The organism is Herbaspirillum sp. CAH-3, assembly GCF_009668275.1.
GTDB lineage: Bacteria > Pseudomonadota > Gammaproteobacteria > Burkholderiales > Burkholderiaceae_D > Herbaspirillum > Herbaspirillum aquaticum.
On record NZ_VSWE01000002.1, the window covers coordinates 142,028 to 160,145 of the forward strand.

Here is an 18,118-nt window from a genome sequence, read left to right on the forward strand (position 1 = left end):
GGTCAATGCCCTGTACGGCATGGGCTTGATCGGCGTAAAGCAGAACAAGCCGCAGCAGGCCAACCAGTACCTGGAACGCCTGCAGGCGCTGTCCCCCCCAGCCCTGGCAAGCCCGCCAGCTGATGCAGGACATCGCCCTGGCGCGTCCGGAAAACCAGGCCCTGCTGGCCGAAGCGCGCCGCCTGGTCGATGCCGGCGAGCGCGACCGCGCCACCGATACCTTCCGCAAGATGTTCAATGGCCTCACGCCCTCGGGTACGGTCGGCCGCGAGTACTACAACAACCTCGCCTTCAACGATGCCAGCTGGCCGGAAGCGCGCAAGGGCATGGAACGGCTGCTGCGCGAAACCCCCGAGGACAGCATCCTGGCGCTGTTCTACGGCAAGCAGCTGGCGCGCCATGAGGACAGTCGCGTGGAGGGCATCCGCATCCTCTCGCGTCTGACCAAGCAGACCGACATTGCCGGTGATGCCGATGAAAGCTGGCGCCTGGCCCTGACCTGGCTGGGCCCGCCGAGTCCGGCGCAGGCACCGCTGTTTGAAGAATTCCTCAAGGTCCATCCGGACGACAAGGACATCCGCGAGCTGCTGGCCAAGGGCCGTTCGCAGGTCGCCTCTGCGCAGCAGCCCACGGTGCTCTCGCGTGGCCTGCAGGCATTGGAGAAGGGCGACCTGCAGGAAGCCGAAAAGGCCTTCCAGGAACGCCTCTCCACCCATCCCGATGAAACCGATGCACTCGGTGGCCTGGGCGTGGTGCGCCAGCAGCAGAACCGCCTGGCCGACGCCGAGCCGCTGCTGGCGCGCGCCGTATCGAAGGGCGGCAGCGGCTGGAAGAAGGCGCTCGAGAGCGTGCGCTACTGGCTGCTGATCCAGCGTGGCCGCGAGCTGCAGGCACGCGGCCAGACCCGCCAGGCGCAGGACGCGCTGACCCAGGCGCTGCGCCTGGATCCGAAGAATACCGACGGCCTGGTGGCCATTGCCGACATCGAAGCCACGGCCGGCCAGTTCGAGGCCGCCAGCGCACACTATCGCCAGGTGCTGGCGGTGCAGCCCGCCCAGGTCGGCGCCATTCGCGGCCTGGTCAACGTGCTCTCGCAGACCGGCCACGCCGATGAAGCGCTGCGCCTGCTCGACAAGCTCACACCGCAACAGCAGGCCGAGTTTGGTGACCAGGGCCGCCTGCGCGCCTTGCGTGCGACCCAGCAGGCCAACCTGGCCGAGCAGCGCGGCGATCTCAATGCCGCGCTGGATGCCCGGCGCGAGGCGGTGCGCAACGATCCCGACAATGTCTGGACCACCTTCGACCTGGCCCGCCTCTACATCAAGGCCGGCCAGTCGCGCCAGGCGCGCGTGACCATCGATGATTTCACCCGCGAGCATCGCGACAACGTCGATGCGCTCTACGCCAGCGCCTTGCTGTCGGCGGAGATGGAACAGTGGCAGGATGCACTGGACACCCTGCGCCGTATCCCCGATGCCCGTCGCACCGCACCGATGACCGATCTGTATCGCCAGGTCACGCTGACCATCCAGGTCGGCCATGCGAGCGAACTGGTCAAGACCGGCCAGCGCCAGGAAGCCCTGGCCCTGCTCGATCGCGTGCAGGGCGAAGCGGCCGGCAATGCCGAACGCACCGGCACGCTGGCGTCGGCCTATGTGGATGCGGGCGATACGCCGCGCGCCATGGCGCTGATGCAGCCGCTGGTCTCACCGCCGGCCACGCCCACGCTCGGCACGCGCCTGCAATACGCCTCGGTGCTGCTCAAGGCCGGTGAAGATGCGCAGGTCTACAGCGTCCTGACGGCCTTGCAGAACCAGAACATGGACGTAGCCACGCGCAAGCAGTTCGACGACCTGCGCTATCTCTACCGCGTGCGCCAGGCTGAACGCCTGCGCGAGGGTGGCGACCTGGCGGCGGCCTACGACACGCTGGCCCCGGCGCTGTCGCAACGGCCCACCGATGTCGGCGGCCTCTCGGCGCTGGCCCGCATGTTCAATGCGGCCGGCGACAATGAGCGCGCATTGGCGCTCTACAAGCCGCTGGTGCAGCGCAATCCGCGCGATGTCAACGTGCTCTTGGGCGCGGCCGATACGGCCATGCAGGCGCGCGACAACAGTTACGCACTGGGCCTGCTGGACCAGGTCAGCAAGCTCGACAGCAGCGACCCGGCGACCCTGACCGAAGCCGCCCGCATCTACCGCGCCATGGGCCGCGTGGGCGAAGCCACGGCCCTGCTGCGCAAGGCGGTGGCCATCGAAAACGCTGCACGCCAGCGCAGCCTGGCTGCGCAGGGCAATGGCTTCGATCCCGCCATCAATCCCTTCCGCACCCAGCGCCGCCTGCCGGGCAACGAGAACGTGGCCGCCATTCCGCCACCGGCAGAGACCGTGCTGCGTCCGGCCGTCATGAACGCAGCCGCACCGACGGCGGCCGACGTGCTGCCGATGCCGGCAGCGTCCCGTCCGGTGGCTGCACCGGCAGCGCCTGCGGTGGCCTATGGCCAGCCGCTCGGCCCGGTCTTCAGCAACGCCAACGCGGCGCCGGCCCAGATGGTGCCGGCCACACAGCCAGGCACGGCGCGCGGCTATGCGCAGCAACCCGCCGCCGCAACCACTGCCTTGCCGGGCGCGGCCACCGCCGCCCAGCGCGCGCTGCTGGCGCTGCAAGGACAGGGCGGCGTGCCGGCCGACAACCTCACGCCGGCGCAGCGCGCCCTCAACGACATCCTGCAAGCCCGCAGCCCCTACGTCACGCAAGGCGTGGTGGTACGGGGCAATGCCAGCGAATCAGGCCTGAGCCGCATCAACGACATCGAAGCCCCGCTGGAAGTGAACATGCCCTTGGGCAACGACCGCGTGGCCGTGCGCGTGACGCCCGTTTCGCTTGATGGCGGAACGCTCACCGACGAAGCTGCCAGCCGCTTCGGCGGGGGCGGAGCCAGTGCCACCGGCGTCGGCAAGCAGAGCGTCAGCGGGGTCGGTGTGGCTGTGGCCTACGAACGTCCTGAGGATGGCATCAAGGCTGACATCGGCACCACGCCCAGCGGCTTCAAGTATCCCAATGTGGTCGGCGGCGTCAGCGTGGAGCAGCCCCTGGGCGGCAGCAGCACCAACCGCTTTGGCGTGAACCTGTCGCGCCGTGCGGTCAACGACAGCATCACCTCCTTTGCCGGCAGCACCGATCCGCGCATCGGCCGCTCCTGGGGCGGCGTGACCGCCAATGGCGGGCGCGCCGAGATGAGTTCGGATGATGCCCAGACCGGGGTCTACGCCTACGGCGCCCTGCACAGCCTGCAAGGCCGCAACGTTGAATCCAACACGCGGGTGGAACTGGGCGGCGGTGCCTACCAGTACCTGGCCAACGGCAATGACGAGAAGATGACGGCCGGTGTCTCCGCCACCCTCATCAGCTACGCCAACAACCAGAACTTCTACACCTATGGCCACGGCGGCTACTTCAGTCCGCAAGCCTACCTGGGCCTGGGCGTGCCGGTGACCTGGGCCAAGCGCAGCGACCGCTTCAGCTTCCAGCTCAAGGGTTCGGTGGGCATGCAGTATTTCCGCCAGGACGGGGCCGATTACTTCCCCACCGATGCCGCCCTGCAAGCGGCCAGCGGCAAGACCTACGCCCAGCAGACCAAGACCGGCATCGGCTACAGCCTGGAAGGCAGCGGCGAATACCGCTTCGCGCCGCGCCTGTTCGTGGGCGGCACGCTGCGCCTGAACAATTCGAGCGACTTCCGCGAACTCAACGTCGCCATGTACCTGCGTTACACCCTGGAGAACATGCAGGGCAGTTTCCTGACCTTGCCGGTCAGCCCGTATCGTTCGCCGTACTCCAACTGACTTGATTGAACCTTTTTTGATAGAGAGATTGCCATGGCAGCTGCATCCATTCTCGCTGGTCTGAGTATCCTGGTCCTGGGCGAAAGCCACATGAGCCTGGCCGACCACCTCACCGAACCCTTGAACGCCAAGCTGGTCCAGATGGGCGCCAAGGTCCACTCCATCGGCGCCTGCGGCGCCAGCGCCGGCGACTGGCTGACCACCAAGAAGGTCGACTGCGGCGCCGAGCAGGTCGACAACGGCAAGATCCAGATCAAGGGCCGCGACGCCAGCACCACGCCCATCGCCGAGTTGATCGCCAAGGACAAGCCTGACCTGGTGGTGCTGGTCATCGGCGACACCATGGCCTCCTACGACAAGCCGGCCTTCCCCAAGGCCTGGGCCTGGCAAAGCGTGACCAGCCTGACCAAGGCCATTGCCGCCACCGGCACCAAGTGCGCCTGGGTCGGCCCGGCCTGGGGCAAGGCCGGCGGCATGTACCAGAAGAACGATGCGCGCACCCAGCTGATGTCGCAGTTCCTGGCCGCCAACGTGGCACCCTGCACCTACATCGATTCCCTGGCCATGTCCAAGCCGGGCCAGTGGATCACCACCGATGGCCAGCACTTCACCGTGGCCGGCTACAAGTCCTGGGGCTCGGCCATTGGCGATGCGCTGGGCAAGCTCCCGGCCGATGCCGTGAGCGCCAAGGGAGCAAAGAAATGAGCGTGCTGCGCGCACTGACGGCGAGCGTGGCCCTGCTGGGCTGCGCAGTGGCCATGGCCGCTGACATCCCGCTGTATCCGACCGGCCCGGCCGAGGATGCCGCCTTCATCCGCTTCATCAACGCCACGCCGGACGCACTGCAAGTGGTGGCCCAGAAGGGCCAGCCGCCGCTGAAGCTGGACGCGGCCAAGCCGGTTTCGTCGTTCTTCCCGGTGCAGGCCAAGTCCACCATCAAGGGCACCCTCACGGTGGCTGGCAAGAGCCTGGAACTGGGCGTGCAGGCCAAGCCTGGCGAGTTCGCCACGGTGGTGGTGCTGCCGGACCCCAAGGGCATCCGCCAGGTCACGGTGCAGGACAACCCGGATGACTTCAACGGTTTGAAGGCATCGCTGGCTTTCTTCAACCTGGATGTCTCTTGCGCGGCGGCGGCGCTGCGTCCGGCCGGGCGCAATGCCGACCTGTTCAAGGGTGTGGCGCAGGGCAGCCTGCAGCGCCGCTCCATCAATCCGGTCAAGCTGTCGGTGCAGCTGGTGTGCGGCGGTACCAATACCGGCCCCGCGCTGGACCTGGGTGAGTTGAAGGCGGGCGAGCGCTACAGCGTCCTGCTGCTGCCTTCGGCCAGCGGACCGCGCTTGCTGGCTGCGACCGACAAGCTGGCCAACTGATTGAATCACGCCGACTGACGCCGACTGCACCACGCCATGGTCTTTGCCTCGCTTGAATTCCTGACGCTGTTCCTGCCGCTGTTCCTGCTGGTCTATGCCCTGGCGCCGCAGCGCGCCCGCAATGGCGTGTTGCTGGCGGGCAGCTGGCTGTTCTATGGCTGGCTCAGTCCGCTGTTCCTCTCGCTGCACGTGGTGCTGACCATCGTGGCCTGGGTCGGTGGCTTGCTGGTGGACCGTGCGCGTGAAGAAGGGCAGGGCAGCGTGCGCCGGCCCATGCTGCTGATCGCGCTGGTCGTGTTCAACACGGCGGTGCTGGTCTGGTACAAGTACGCCAACATCGTGGCCGCGACCGTGAGCGATCTCATGCAGCACTACGGTGCCATGCCGCTGGCGTGGCAGAAGGTGGCGCTGCCGGCGGGCCTGTCCTTCATCGTGCTGCAGGCGATTTCCTACCTGGTGGATGTGCATCGGCGCACGGTGGCGGTGGAGCGCAGCTTCATCAATTACGCCACCTACATCTCGATGTTCGGCCACTCGATTGCCGGCCCCATCATCCGGTATGACTGGGTGCAGCGCGAGTTGCGCGAGCGCTGGTTCAATTGGGAAAATTTCTCGCTGGGCGCGCGCCGCTTCATGATTGGCATGGCCATGAAGGTGCTGGTGGCCGATACGCTGTCGCCCTTGGTGGATGCGGCCTTCCACCTGGAGCATCCGACCCTGGTCGATGCCTGGATCGGCTGCCTGGCGTATTCCATGCAGCTGTTCTTCGATTTCTCCGGCTACAGCGCCATGGCCATCGGCCTGGGTTTGATGCTGGGCTTCCACTTCCCCGAAAACTTCAACCATCCCTACCTGGCCGGCAGCATCCAGGACTTCTGGCGGCGCTGGCATATCTCGCTCTCCAGCTGGCTGCGCGACTATCTCTACATCGGCCTGGGCGGCAATCGCCACGGGGTCTGGAAGACCTATCGCAACCTGTTCCTGACCATGGCCATCGCCGGACTCTGGCATGGCGGCGACAGCTGGAATTATTTGCTGTGGGGTTCGGCGCATGGCCTGGCGCTGTGCATCGACCGCGCGTGGTCGCGGTCTTCGCTGCCCTCCATCCCCGCGTGGCTGGCGCATGTGCTCACGCTGCTGTTCGTGTGCCTGGCCTGGACCCTGTTCCGCGCGCCGGATTTCGCCACTGCTGCCACGATGTATGCGGGCCAGTTCGGCCTGCATGGCACGGGCCTGAGCGATGCGCTGGCCGTGATGCTGCGGCCGGTGCAGGCACTGGCCGTCCTGCTGGGCCTGTTCTGGATCGTCGCGCCGCTGTGGCAGGCGGCGCTGGAGGCGCGCTGCGGCGAACGTGCGCTCTATCTCTGGTTCGTACGCCTGTGGCCGATTGCCGCCTTCCTGCTTTCCTTTGCACTGATCGCCAGCCGCGAGACCGTGCCTTTCCTTTACTTCCAGTTCTGAGCCGACGATGAGCACGCCTCCCGTTCACGCTGCACATACCCCGCCTGAGCCCAGCGCCATGGCGCGCCGCGCCAGCCGCTGGGCCGGTGCCGCGCTGGCCGCCGTCTTGTGTGCCGGTTTGATCTCCTGCGGCTGGCTGGTGTACGCCGGCAAGATCGACTGGCTGCCTGCCAGCTGGACGCGCGACGACGCCCTCCATGGCGAGCTCACGCACCAGCTGGCCAAGCAGCTTTCCAACGCCTGGCTGCCGGACCAGGCCGCCAAACTGGAGCGCGCCGGCAGCTGGCTGCTGCTGGGTGATACCGGCCCGCGCGTGCGCCCCGGCTGCCCCGGCTGGCTGTTCCTGGCCGAAGAATTGCAGGTCAATCGCCACGCACAAGCCAACGCGCAGGCCAAGCGCGCTGCGGTGCTGGCCATCAGGCAGGCGCTGGCGCAACGTGGCATCGGCCTGCTGGTGGCGGTGGTACCGGACAAGAGCCGCATCGCGGCCAGCGCCCTGTGTGGCCTCACCCGTCCGGCCGAATTGAATGCGCGTGCAGCGCAATGGGTGAGCGAACTGAACCAGGACGGCGTAGCGGCCATCGACCTCGCCCCCACGCTGGCGCCGCTCGGTACTTCGGCCTACCTGCACACCGATACCCACTGGAACGAAACCGGCGCGAACGCTGCCGCCCAGGCCATCGCCCAGCGCATCACGGCCGCTGGCGTGCAGGCCACGCCGCAGCAAGCCTATACCGCCCGGCCGGGCAAGCTGGCGCAGCGTCCCGGCGACCTGGTGCACCTGGCCGGGCTGGACTGGCTGCCGCTGCGCTGGCAACCCACGCCGGAAAGCGTGGCCGCCACCGTCTTCACCGAAGCGGCGGCGACCGGGGAGGGGGCTGCCGCCAAGGGCGGCGATGACCTCGACGACCTGCTGGGCGACAGCCAGTTGCCCAACGTGGCCCTGATCGGGACCTCGTTCTCGCGCAACTCCAACTTTGTCGGCTTCCTGCAGCAGGCGCTGGGCGCAAAGATCGGCAGCTTCGCCAAGGATGGCGGCAAGTTCTCCGGCAGCGCCCGCGATTACTTTGCCAACCCCGCCTTCACCCAGACGCCGCCCAAGCTGGTGGTGTGGGAAATCCCCGAGCGCGACCTGCAGACCCCCTACGAAGCGATCTCACTGGCCCGTTGATTCATCATTAAGCTGCCATTAATGCTGTTACAACGGGCATTAACGTTGCATTAATGCAATAAATCATTTCCTTTCCGGTGCATTTTCAGGTGCGCCGCCGTCCGCTTTGCTGGAGGCCGCCCCCCGGGCCTGCTAAACTTGCCGGTCCGCCCAACGACCGGGGCAGGACCCAGGCCTGTGCCTGGTCAACCTCCACGACAAATTGACAGAAGAATTCGACCCCGCTCCCCTTGCGGACGAGCATGAATCCGGCTCCTTCGAGAGCTACTTCCGCGATCCTTCGCAAGCCGCCGAAGCGCCCCTGGCCTGGGGCCTGGGCCAGCGGCTGGACGTGCTGGACGCGCTGCGCGGCCTGGTCTCCGGTGGCCAGGCCGCCGCGCGCCTGCGCATCTGGATGTTCCTCGAACTGGCGGCCCAGCCGCACGGCCGCCTGCAGCGCGAAGACCTGAACCAGCTCTTTTACGCCCTCAAGCCCGAGGCCATGGAAGCGGCCTTGAAGCGCCTGCGCGACCTGGGCCTCCTGGTCTGGGACGCCACCGGCCAGGATTACCAGCTCTCGCCCATCGCCCAGCAGGTGCAAGCCCTGCTGGCCCCGCTCACGCGTGCCGTCGGCGAGGATGACGAAATGGCCGCGCTGCTGGCGCAGGTCGCCGGTGCCCAGGCGCTGGGCCTGTCCGACGCCAGCCAGATCCGCCACCTGCATGCGCAGTTGGCGCGCCTGCACGACCAGTTCGCCGATGCCATCGCCAGCGGTTCGGAAGCCTTGCTGCGCCAGGCCCAGCCGCGTTTCGAACGGGCCCTGAAACTGGTCAACCGCGCCGGTGAAGCGCTGACCGCCCTGATCCGCAGCGAACACGCCGACGCCCGCCTGGAGCGCGAAGCGCGTGCGCTCGGCAATGGCCAGGCGCGCCTGCTGACCATGGCCAGCCAGTTCACCCGCGCCCTGCAGCAGGCCGACCGCCAGCGCGTCACCCTCGGCAGCACCGGCGTGACCAGCTCGGATGTGCGGCGCTGGCTGCAAGCGCATCCCGACTTGTCGTCCCTGATGGGGGAGGCGCTGTCCATCGGCGTGAAGCCCGTCTTCGTCAGCGGCCATGAATTGCTGGACGTGGCCGAAGGCGAATTCGAGCGCGACCGTCCCGATACCCAGCGCCAGCAAGGCCTGCCGCCCCCGGCGCAGGCGGTGGAAGGCAAGATCGAAGCCCTGCGCATGCCGGTCGAGCTGGGCGAACTGATTGAACAACTGACACGCCTGGGTACCCTGCCGGAAGGCGAGGACGCCACCGGATTGCAACCGCAGCCACTGAGCTCGGTGGTGCTGGGCGGCAGCTTCGGCAAGGCCGCTTATCGCCTGCAACTGTTGCCGCTGCTGGGTGACGCCCAAGCGCGCACGCTGCAAGGGCAGACCGGCGACCTGGCGCGCCTGCCGTGGCAGGCCGGCTTCCTGCCGCGTGTCGACCAAGTCGATGACCCCGATGTCGCCGCCATGAGCGCCGGGGCCGTCCATCCAGATCCATCCCCGGAAAGACCGAATGAGTGAGACCCTAGACGAGGCCGGCCTGTTGGCCGCCGAACTGCTGGCGCGCCGCTGGCTGCCCCGCAAGCACCCGCGCGTGCGCCGCGCCCTGGTCGATGCCGACCTGTGGCAAGCCCTGCAGGACCGCCTGGCCCAGGTCGGCCTGCGCCTGGTCGACAACATCCACGCCGACCACATCAGCGTGGCGTTGGTACGCCCGGCCGAATCGGCCGTCTTCGGCGAGGCCGGCATGAATGCCAACAACAACCTCGACCTGCCGCGCGATGCCATCTCGCTGCTGGTGGTGCTGTGGGCGCTGATCGTGCTGCCCAAGCGCGAACGCCAGTCGGCGCGCGCCGCCGGTGACGATGCCCAGCAGCAGGACGAGATGTTCCACACCGACAAGCCCATGCCGACCGCGGCCGAGGTCAGCCCGGTGGTGTCCTATACGGCGCTGCTGGCGGACTTCGGCAACCAGCTCGGCAAGAAGACGCGCATGGACACCAACCTGCGCCGCCTGGAGGCCCACGGCTTCATCGTGCGCCGTGGCGTGGACATCGCCGAAGGCCCCTTGCTGGACCTGCTGCTGGACTACGATGCCCTGGCCCCGCGCATCCTCGACGGCGCCCTGGGCGATGTGCTGGCGCGCGCCACCCCGCGCGAGGACGCGGACGCAGTGCCAGAGGCGCAGGCCGAGGCTGCTGCCGACGCCGCTGCTGCTGCCGACGCCGCCGATGAATCATCCGAAGAGAGAGACGCCTGATGTTCCACCTGCAATCGCTGGAACTGCTGCAGTGGGATTATTGCCAGCGCCTGACGCTGCCCCTGGACGGTTCCATCATCACCATCGCCGGCCCCAACGGTTCGGGCAAGACCACGCTGCTGGACGCCATGCGCACCCTGCTGGGCCTGGATTGCTCGGGCGGGCGCAGCTACAAGACCTACGCCCGCCATGCCAACGCCGACACCACCTGGCTGCGCGCCACGGTGGACAACCGTCCGCATGGCCGCCAGACCTCGACCCGTCCGTTTGCGCGCAACCTGCTCTATGCGGACCAGGTCACGCTGGCCTGCCGCATCGAACGCAACGGCGGTGACTGGCAGCGGCGCTACTGCATGAGCGATGGCGATGTCGCCATCGAAACCCTGGCGCAATTGCCCGAGAAGGATTGGCTGGGCCTGGACCACTGGCGCAAGCGCCTGGAAGGTGCCGGCCTGTCGCGTGCGATTGCGCGCGTGCTGGCGCTGGAGCAGGGCCAGACCGACCGCCTCTGCGAATTCTCGTCCAAGGAATTGCTGCGCCTGGTGTTCGAGGTCTTCGGCGACCAGGAAGTGCTGGATCGCTACGAGGAAGCCCGCCGCCATCAGCGCGACCTGGCCGCCGAGGTGACGCTGGCCGAACAGGAACTGGCCTACAGCGAAGCGCAACTGGCGCAGCTGGACAGCCGCGTGACGCTGTATCGCCAGTACCAGGGCAAGCTGCGCGAACGCGAAACGCTGGCCACCGAAGTCATTCCGGTCTTGCGCTGGCATGAAGAGCGACAAGGTACGGCCACGCGCCTGCGCGAACTGCATCGCCAGCGCTTGCATCACAATCACCTGCGCCGCCAGCGCAGCAGCGACACCTTGCAGCTGTCGTCCCTGCTGACGCAGCAACAGGCCGCGCGCGAGAAGGTGAGCACGCTGGAACACGACAAGGCCGAGGCCTATCAAGCCCAGCAGAAGGCACGCGAGGCCGAGAAGCCCGTGGAAGAACTGGTCAAGCAGGCCGATGAACTGCTGGCCCTGTCCGCCGTGGAAGGCGATGCCGCGCAATTGCTGGCCCGCGTGGACGAACTGGAGCAGCAGAAGAGCAGCCTGCATGATCGCTGGCGCGATCTGGAGCAGCAACGCAAGGACGCCAGCGCTGCCTTGGACCGCCTGACCGGACAACGCCAGGCCCCGCGCCCCAACGACGTGCAGCAATTCACGCGGGCCTTGCGTCAGGCCGGCATCGCCCATCACCTGCTGGCTGACGTGATCGAGATCGCGGACGACCAGTGGCGGGCCGCCGCCGAAGGCGTCTTGCGCGCCTCTTGCTGGGTGGTGGTGCTGGATGATCCCAAGGACGAAGCCGCCGCCATGGCGCTGGCCGAGCGTGAGCGCTATCGCCATTACGTGGTCTCCGATGCCGCCACGGCGACTTCCCAGCCACCGGCAGAGAGTCTGCTTGCGGTGCTGCGCTTTTCTGCAAAAGCACCATCATGGCTGCTGCGCCAGCTGGCGCAGATCCGCCGCGTAGCCGATACCGCCGAAGGTGCACGTAGTGGTGGCGAATGGATCACGCCGCAAGCCTACTGGCGCGATGGCCGGGGCGGGCGCAGCGTGTGGCGCGATCCGGGCGATTACCAGTTCGGTGCGGCCGCCATGGCGGCGCGCCAGGCTTCGATCCAGAAGCGCCTGGCTACGCTGGACGAGCAGTTGACCGACATCGTCTTGAAGCAAAGCGAAGTCAAGCGCCAGCTCGACGCCGCCAAGAAAGCCACCGAGGGCCACCTCGCGGCAGAGGCGCTGGCCAGGAGAAGTGAAGAGTTCGACGAGGCGCGGCGCCAGTTGCCGGCCTTGAAGGCCGCGCGCGCGGCCGCCAGTGAACGGTTCAGCCAGTTCGATGCCCAGCATGCCGCGGCCATCGAACAGCGCACCATCCTCGATGGCAAGCTCGATGCCCTGCAGCGCCGCCTGCGCGACAGCGAAGGCGACCTGGCCGGGCAGGAGCGCGAGTGGCGCAGCCGTCACGACGACCAGCGTGCCCGTGCGCTGGCTTCACGCGCGCAGAAGGGACGCTTCCCGGCGCGCTGGACCGCCGCTGACGCGGTACAGGCCTTGTATGAGAAATACAGCAACGCCAAACAGGCCGAGCTGCGCATGGCCTCTGTCGAAAACGAACTGGAAACCGGCCAGTGGGAAAAGGACGGCACGGTCGAGGACAAGCACCTCATCATGCAGGGCACGGTGGGCAACCAGCGCAACGAACTGGATTCGCGCAAGATCAGCAATCACCAGGCCGAGGAAGCGGTGGGCAATGCGCGCGAACGTTACATCGACGTGCTGCGTGCGACGGTGCGCCGCTATCGCAAGAACATCGTCGACCTCGGCGCCTTGGCCGGGGTGGTGGTCAGTGCCGACTTGCCGCACCTGGACAATGACGACACCATCCTGCGCCAGGCGGAACTGAAGGTCAGCTTCAACTTCGATGGCAAGGGCGAGATTGGCCTCAATGACGGCGAGGCGTCGGGCGGCCAGCAGGTCATCAAGTCGCTGATCCTGCTGGTGGGCTTGTTGAAGGATGACGACATGCCGGGCGGTTTCGTCTTCATCGACGAACCCTTTGCTCACTTGGACGTGCGCAACATCCAGCTGGTCGGCAACTTCCTCAAGTCGACTCGCGCGCAGTACGTGCTGACTACGCCCATCACGCACAACGTCGAAGTCTTCGAGCCGGCCGATATCACGCTGGTCACTTCGAAGAAGCCGCGCGAAGCGCGCTGGGCTCCGCCCATCGGCGTGTTGCAGCGGCGCTTGCGGCTGGATGCCTGAGCCCGGTTGAACTGCAGGGTGCAAGGAAAAAGCCGGCGATGCCGGCTTTTTTTCAGCGCAATTCGCGCACGATGCGCGGTGCCGGCGGCAGCAGTCCGGCCGGCACGTCCGGCACTTCCGCTTCCAGCAACTGGTGCGCCACGCATTCGCACCAGTGGATGCCGCGCGCCAGGGCCAGCGGCCGCGAAGAATAGCGGCCCGGCAGGGAACGTTTCGGGAAGAGTTTGCCGATCGTGCTATGACGGATTTCCACGCCACTGACGAACCATTGTGCGTCATTGGCCGCACACCATACCAGGAAGGTGAACGGGGAGGAGTCGGCGGTGATTTCGTAACAGGAGACCATGTGAGTGCGTTGAACAGACACTAACAAAAATTCACATGGCCGCCATTATAGTGGCCTCCTGCTAAGTGCACGCAATCGCCCGCCGCTCACCCCTTGGCGCGGCTCCCGCGATCAGCTCGCCTCGGTCAGGAACTGCACCACCGCCTGCGTGAAGGCGCGTGGCTGTTGCTGGTTGGAGATGTGGGCCGCATCGAATTCCACATACAGTGCACCCGGAATGGTGGCACGCATGAACTGTGCATCGGCCGGCGGCGTCGGCACGTCGCCGCTGCCGGCAATCACCAGCGTGGGTGCCCGGATTCCCGCAATCGCTTCCCTCAAATCATTGTCGCGCACCGCTGCACAGGCCCCTGCATAACCCTCGGCCGGTGTGGCCAGCAACATGGCGGTCAAGGCCTGGACCTGCTCAGGATGCTGTTCTGCATAATCCGGCGTGAGCCAGCGGGAAACGACAGCAGCGGCAATGGCAGAGAGGCCATCACGTCGCACGGTGTCGATGCGGCTGTTCCAGGCATCGGGCGTGCCGATCTTGGCACCGGTGTTGCAGAGGATGAGCTTGGCCACGCGCTGCGGATGGTTCACCGCCAGCCACATGAAGGTGCTGCCGCCCATGGAGAGGCCGCAGAAGTGCGCTTGCTTGATGTCGAGCTGGTCGAGCAGCGCGATGACGTCGCTGCCGAGCTGGGCGATGGTGTAAGGGCCGGGCGTGACTTCCGATTGACCGTGGCCGCGCGTGTCGTAACGCAGCACGCGGAAATGCTTGCTCAGTTCGGGGATCTGCGGGTCCCACATCGCCAGCGAGGTGCCCAGCGAATTGGACAGCACCAGCACCGGCAGGGCCGCGTCGCCATCGAGCTGGTAATGCAATTTGATTCCGTTCAGTGTTGCAAAGGGCATGAAGAGGTCCTCGGCCCGCCCCACATTACGGTGGGTGCGGGCATGGGTGAATCAAAAAGAGTCAGATGCGCCGGTCATCAGCCAATCTGCGCGATGGCCGACGGATGCTGGGTGAGCGGCGTGACCGAAATGGTCATGAAGGGATAGAGCGGCAGGGCCGAGAGGATGTTGTGCAGCTCGTCGTTGCCCGAGACATTGAAGATGCTCACGTTGGCATACTGCCCGACCACGCGCCACAGGTCGCGCCACTTGCCTTCGCGCTGCAGCTTTTGCGACATCTCCTTCTCGTCCTTCTTCAACTGGTCGGCCACGGCCTTGTCCAGCGTGGCGGGAATGTTGACCTGCATTTGAACCATGAACAGCATGATGTTTGCTCCGTTGTCGTTATGGGTGGGATGTCGTGCAGCGCGCGCCGTGATCGCGGGTCTGTCCGCGCGGCGGGAAGTCGAAATGTTCGATAAACGAACATAAATCCTTTATTCGCACAAACGAGTGTAGGCGTCTGCGCCGTGAACTGTCAACTTGGGCAGACGGTTTGCTCCTGGTCAACGCCCGCTCAAGCTCGGCTGGATGGCCTGCTTTCGCGGGCCTCAATCACGCCGTTCGGGATTCGGGAAACCCGTGGCCGGGAAGGAGCTGGTCTCGATGTCCAGCCAGGCCGGGCGTTCGGCATACATGTCAGCCACCAGTTGCTTGATGGCTTCGATGTACCAGGCATTGTCGTTGATGCGATGCGTGAGGATGATGGGCGAAGTCGCGCGCGGATCGTCGATGAGCCGGTAATGCAGGTCATTGCGCAGCCGCGCCGAGGCCGGGATCAGGCATAGCCCCGATTCGGCGGCCACCAGGCCCAGCGCGGTCTGGATCTCGCGCACCTCGTGGACTTCGGAGGGATGGATGTCCTGGTCATTGAGCAGGCTCAGGATATGGTCGGCGAAACTGGGACGCGGCTCCTTGGGATAGACGATCAGCTTCTGTCCATGCACTTCCTTCAAGCTCACGCGCTGGTGGCTGGCGGCCAGCGGGAAGGAAGGGGGAATGGCCAGCACCAGTTTTTCTTCGCGCAGGACGATGCGTGCCACCGTCGCGTCATTGCTGCGGATACGCCCGAAACCCACGTCGATGCGGCCCGACTTGAGTGCGGCGAATTGCTGCATCGAGGTCAGTTCCAGCAACTGGATGTCCACCTCCGGATAGTGCTGGCGCAGCTTGCGCACCAGCACCGGCAGGCCGCCATAGAGCGTGGAGGCGACGAAGCCGATGGACAGCGTCTGGCGCTGGTTCAGTCCGATCTGCTGGGTAGCGTTCTTGAGCTGTTCCAGCCGGTTCAGGATCTGCAGCGCCTGCTCGTAGAACACCCGGCCGGCTTCGGTCAGACGCAGCGGGCGGCTGTTGCGCAGGATCAGCTGCACGCCCAGCTCTTCTTCGAGCAGCTGGATCTGGCGCGACAGCGGCGGTTGCGCAATGTGCAGCTGTTCCGAGGCGCGCGTGAAGTTGCGCGTATTGGCCACGGCCACGAAGTATTTCAGTTGTCTGATGTCCATGGCGGAAAATCATATCTCACAGAAACTAATGATGTCTAATCCTTTGATTTTTATAGGAGCGCTCATAAACTATATGAAAAAGGTATGAAACTAGACGAATTTGGTGTTGGCAATGGCAGGGCTTCCCGGTGTTCAATGCAGTCCATGGATACCCCACAACACCTTCACGCTGCGGCCCCGGCCCTGATCGACCGGGTCGAGACCTTCCTGGTCGATCTGCCGACCATCCGTCCCCATCAATTGTCCATGGCGACGATGAACGGGCAGACCCTGATGCTGGTGCGCCTGTACTGCTCCGACGGCACCGTCGGCGTGGGCGAGGGCACCACCATCGGTGGCCTGGCCTACGGCGCCGAATCGCCCGAGGGCATGAAGCTGGCCATCGATACCTACTTCGCGCCGCTGCTGCTGGGTGCCGATGCCAGCCTGATCCCGGCCATCATGGCGCGCCTGAACAAGGCCATCCAGGATAACCGCTTCGCCAAGTGCGCCATCGAGACTGCGCTCTTCGACGCGCTGGGCCAGCGCACCGGCCTGCCGATCTCGCAACTGCTCGGCGGCCGTGCCCGTGAAAGCCTGCCGATCGCCTGGACCCTGGCCTCCGGCGACACCGCCAAGGATATCGACGAAGCCGAGCGCATGCTGGCCGCGCGCCGCCACAAGATCTTCAAGCTCAAGATCGGCCGCCGCGAAGTGGAGGCCGATGTCGCCCACGTGGCCGCCATCAAGAAGGCCCTCGGTGACCGCGGCTCGGTGCGGGTGGACGTGAACATGGCCTGGAGCGAACTGGAAGCCCAGCGCGGCCTGGCCGGCCTGGTCGATGCCGGCTGCGAACTGGTGGAGCAGCCGGTGGCCTCGGCCCCGGCGCTGGCCCGCTTGAAGGGCAAGCACAATATCGCCATCATGGCCGACGAATCGCTCACCGGCCCGGCCTCGGCCTTTGCGCTGGCGCGCATCGGCGGCGCTGACGTGTTCGCGATCAAGATCGAACAATCGGGTGGCCTGCGTGCCGCCCAGCAGGTGGCCGCCATCGGCGACGCGGCCGGCATCGAACTGTACGGCGGCACCATGCTGGAAGGCGCCATCGGCACCATCGCCTCGGCCCATGCCTTTGCCACCTTCCGTGAATTGCAGTGGGGGACTGAATTGTTCGGTCCGCTGCTGCTGACAGAGGAAATCCTGGCCGAGCCCTTGCAATACCAGGATTTCCAGCTGGCCATCCCCAACCGCCCTGGCCTGGGCATCGTGCTCGATGAGGAGCGTGTGCAATACTTCCGGCGCGACCGCAAGCAAGGGGCGACAGTGACAGCAGCGAGGCCGGCCACCCTGGCCGGATAAAACAAGAAAACGCACTTCCCCAATCTACAAATCGAAAAGGAGACTCAACATGGCAGCCAAGATTTTCAGCACCCCCGAAGTCCAGGACTTCCTGCGCCTGGCCAGCGGCCTCGATACCGAAGGCGGCAGCCCGCGCACCAAGCAGATCGTGCATCGCATCCTGTCCGACCTGTTCAAGACCATCGAAGACCTGGAGATCACCTCCGACGAATACTGGGCCGGTGTGGCCTACATCAATCGCCTGGGCGCGTCCAGCGAAGCCGGCCTGCTCTCGCCTGGCCTGGGCCTGGACCGCTTCCTGGACATGCGCATGGATGCCGAAGACGCCGCACTGGGCATCACCGGCGGCACCCCGCGCACCATCGAAGGCCCGCTGTACGTGGCCGGTGCGCCGGTGGAACAGGGCTTCGCGCGGCTGGATGACGGCAGCGACAAGGACGGCCAGACCATCATCATGCACGGCACCGTCTATGGCGCCGATGGCAAGCCCGTGCCGGGCGCACAGGTGGAAGTCTGGCATGCCAACACCAAGGGTTTCTATTCCCACTTCGACCCGACCGGCGAGCAGAAGCCCTTCAACATGCGCCGCACCATCATCACCGATGCCCAGGGCCGCTACAAATTCCGCAGCATCATGCCGGCCGCCTATGGCTGCCCGCCGGCCGGCCCCACCCAGGGCCTGCTGAACCAGTTGGGCCGCCACGGCAACCGTCCGGCGCACATCCACTTCTTCGTCACGGCGGACGGCCATCGCAAGCTGACCACCCAGATCAACATCGACGGTGATCCGCTGATCTATGACGACTTCGCCTACGCCACCCGCGAAGGCCTGGTGCCGCCGCTGGTCGAGCGCACCGACGCGGCCAGCATCAAGGCCGAAGGACTGGAAGGCCCGTTCGCCGAGATCGTCTTCGACATCAGCCTGACCGCACTGGTCAACGGTGCCGACAACCAGGTCGTGGACCGTCCGCGCCTGGCCGCCTGATCGCCTGATCGTCCTGCGCCAGCCGCTGGCGCAGGCCAGCCTCACCCCCGCCGACTGCCTTGCCGCGAT

14 protein-coding genes are annotated in these 18,118 nt (G+C 66.2%); 10 read left to right on the forward strand and 4 right to left on the reverse strand.

What is annotated here, in order from left to right; all coding sequences use genetic code 11:
• Positions 1 to 122: 122 nt before the first annotated feature.
• The 8 genes from FYB76_RS03400 (at position 123) to FYB76_RS03435 (ending at position 12,939) form a co-directional block, all read left to right on the forward strand.
• On the forward strand, positions 123 to 3,845 hold the full coding sequence (locus FYB76_RS03400; RefSeq protein ID WP_229296862.1) for a cellulose biosynthesis protein BcsC: 3,723 nt from the start codon (positions 123 to 125) through the stop codon (positions 3,843 to 3,845).
• 33 nt (positions 3,846 to 3,878) lie between these two features.
• Positions 3,879 to 4,550 (forward strand): SGNH/GDSL hydrolase family protein, encoded by a 672-nt coding sequence (locus tag FYB76_RS03405; RefSeq protein WP_088757064.1) that lies wholly within the window; start codon positions 3,879 to 3,881, stop codon positions 4,548 to 4,550.
• On the forward strand, positions 4,547 to 5,215 hold the full coding sequence (locus tag FYB76_RS03410; RefSeq protein ID WP_154132701.1) for an alginate O-acetyltransferase AlgF: 669 nt from the start codon (positions 4,547 to 4,549) through the stop codon (positions 5,213 to 5,215). Before FYB76_RS03405 ends, FYB76_RS03410 begins: the two co-directional genes overlap by 4 nt.
• A gap of 36 nt (positions 5,216 to 5,251) precedes the next feature.
• Positions 5,252 to 6,676 carry an MBOAT family protein gene (locus tag FYB76_RS03415; RefSeq protein WP_154132702.1) on the forward strand — a complete coding sequence of 475 codons (1,425 nt, stop codon included), beginning with the start codon at positions 5,252 to 5,254 and terminating at the stop codon, positions 6,674 to 6,676.
• A gap of 7 nt (positions 6,677 to 6,683) precedes the next feature.
• Positions 6,684 to 7,847 (forward strand): cell division protein FtsQ, encoded by a 1,164-nt coding sequence (locus FYB76_RS03420; RefSeq protein WP_229296863.1) that lies wholly within the window; start codon positions 6,684 to 6,686, stop codon positions 7,845 to 7,847.
• Between the two features lie 202 nt (positions 7,848 to 8,049).
• A complete protein-coding gene (locus FYB76_RS03425) occupies positions 8,050 to 9,387 on the forward strand; it encodes a hypothetical protein (RefSeq protein ID WP_154132703.1) in 1,338 nt (445 codons plus the stop codon).
• Entirely contained in the window at positions 9,380 to 10,126 is a 747-nt protein-coding gene (locus tag FYB76_RS03430) for a hypothetical protein (RefSeq protein WP_154132704.1), read from the forward strand. Before FYB76_RS03425 ends, FYB76_RS03430 begins: the two co-directional genes overlap by 8 nt.
• Complete coding sequence (locus tag FYB76_RS03435) at positions 10,126 to 12,939, forward strand: ATP-binding protein (protein WP_154132705.1); 2,814 nt, start codon at positions 10,126 to 10,128, stop codon at positions 12,937 to 12,939. Before FYB76_RS03430 ends, FYB76_RS03435 begins: the two co-directional genes overlap by 1 nt.
• Positions 12,940 to 12,991: 52 nt before the next feature.
• On the opposite strand, the gene FYB76_RS03440 is transcribed toward FYB76_RS03435, so the two are convergent.
• The 4 genes from FYB76_RS03440 to FYB76_RS03455 all read right to left on the reverse strand — a co-directional run bounded on the left by FYB76_RS03440 (position 12,992) and on the right by FYB76_RS03455 (position 15,726).
• Positions 12,992 to 13,285, reverse strand: a complete 294-nt coding sequence (locus tag FYB76_RS03440) for a hypothetical protein (protein ID WP_154132706.1) — start codon at positions 13,283 to 13,285, stop codon at positions 12,992 to 12,994.
• A gap of 111 nt (positions 13,286 to 13,396) precedes the next feature.
• Positions 13,397 to 14,182: a 3-oxoadipate enol-lactonase gene (gene pcaD, locus FYB76_RS03445; RefSeq protein ID WP_154132707.1), complete on the reverse strand. Its 786-nt coding sequence runs from the start codon at positions 14,180 to 14,182 to the stop codon at positions 13,397 to 13,399.
• A gap of 77 nt (positions 14,183 to 14,259) precedes the next feature.
• Positions 14,260 to 14,547: a muconolactone Delta-isomerase gene (gene catC, locus FYB76_RS03450; protein WP_013233325.1), complete on the reverse strand. Its 288-nt coding sequence runs from the start codon at positions 14,545 to 14,547 to the stop codon at positions 14,260 to 14,262.
• A gap of 225 nt (positions 14,548 to 14,772) precedes the next feature.
• Positions 14,773 to 15,726: a LysR family transcriptional regulator gene (locus FYB76_RS03455; protein ID WP_088757073.1), complete on the reverse strand. Its 954-nt coding sequence runs from the start codon at positions 15,724 to 15,726 to the stop codon at positions 14,773 to 14,775.
• A 144-nt stretch (positions 15,727 to 15,870) separates the two neighbouring features.
• On the opposite strand from FYB76_RS03455, the gene FYB76_RS03460 reads away from it, so the two are divergent.
• Complete coding sequence (locus tag FYB76_RS03460; protein WP_088757074.1) at positions 15,871 to 17,064, forward strand: muconate/chloromuconate family cycloisomerase; 1,194 nt, start codon at positions 15,871 to 15,873, stop codon at positions 17,062 to 17,064.
• 49 nt (positions 17,065 to 17,113) lie between these two features.
• Entirely contained in the window at positions 17,114 to 18,049 is a 936-nt protein-coding gene (gene catA, locus FYB76_RS03465; RefSeq protein ID WP_088757075.1) for a catechol 1,2-dioxygenase, read from the forward strand.
• Positions 18,050 to 18,118: the final 69 nt, after the last annotated feature.

Bases quoted from the DNA above. Each gene is read 5' to 3' on its own strand.
- FYB76_RS03430 (WP_154132704.1), top strand. From the start codon at position 9,380: ATGAGTGAGACCCTAGACGAGGCCGGCCTGTTGGCCGCCGAACTGCTG.
- FYB76_RS03435 (WP_154132705.1), top strand. From the start codon at position 10,126: ATGTTCCACCTGCAATCGCTGGAACTGCTGCAGTGGGATTATTGCCAG.
- catC (WP_013233325.1), bottom strand. From the start codon at position 14,547: ATGCTGTTCATGGTTCAAATGCAGGTCAACATTCCCGCCACGCTGGAC.
- FYB76_RS03460 (WP_088757074.1), top strand. From the start codon at position 15,871: ATGGATACCCCACAACACCTTCACGCTGCGGCCCCGGCCCTGATCGAC.
- FYB76_RS03410 (WP_154132701.1), top strand. From the start codon at position 4,547: ATGAGCGTGCTGCGCGCACTGACGGCGAGCGTGGCCCTGCTGGGCTGC.
- FYB76_RS03400 (WP_229296862.1), top strand. From the start codon at position 123: ATGCAGGACATCGCCCTGGCGCGTCCGGAAAACCAGGCCCTGCTGGCC.
- FYB76_RS03405 (WP_088757064.1), top strand. From the start codon at position 3,879: ATGGCAGCTGCATCCATTCTCGCTGGTCTGAGTATCCTGGTCCTGGGC.
- FYB76_RS03455 (WP_088757073.1), bottom strand. From the start codon at position 15,726: ATGGACATCAGACAACTGAAATACTTCGTGGCCGTGGCCAATACGCGC.
- FYB76_RS03420 (WP_229296863.1), top strand. From the start codon at position 6,684: ATGAGCACGCCTCCCGTTCACGCTGCACATACCCCGCCTGAGCCCAGC.
- FYB76_RS03440 (WP_154132706.1), bottom strand. From the start codon at position 13,285: ATGGTCTCCTGTTACGAAATCACCGCCGACTCCTCCCCGTTCACCTTC.
- pcaD (WP_154132707.1), bottom strand. From the start codon at position 14,182: ATGCCCTTTGCAACACTGAACGGAATCAAATTGCATTACCAGCTCGAT.
- catA (WP_088757075.1), top strand. From the start codon at position 17,114: ATGGCAGCCAAGATTTTCAGCACCCCCGAAGTCCAGGACTTCCTGCGC.
- FYB76_RS03415 (WP_154132702.1), top strand. From the start codon at position 5,252: ATGGTCTTTGCCTCGCTTGAATTCCTGACGCTGTTCCTGCCGCTGTTC.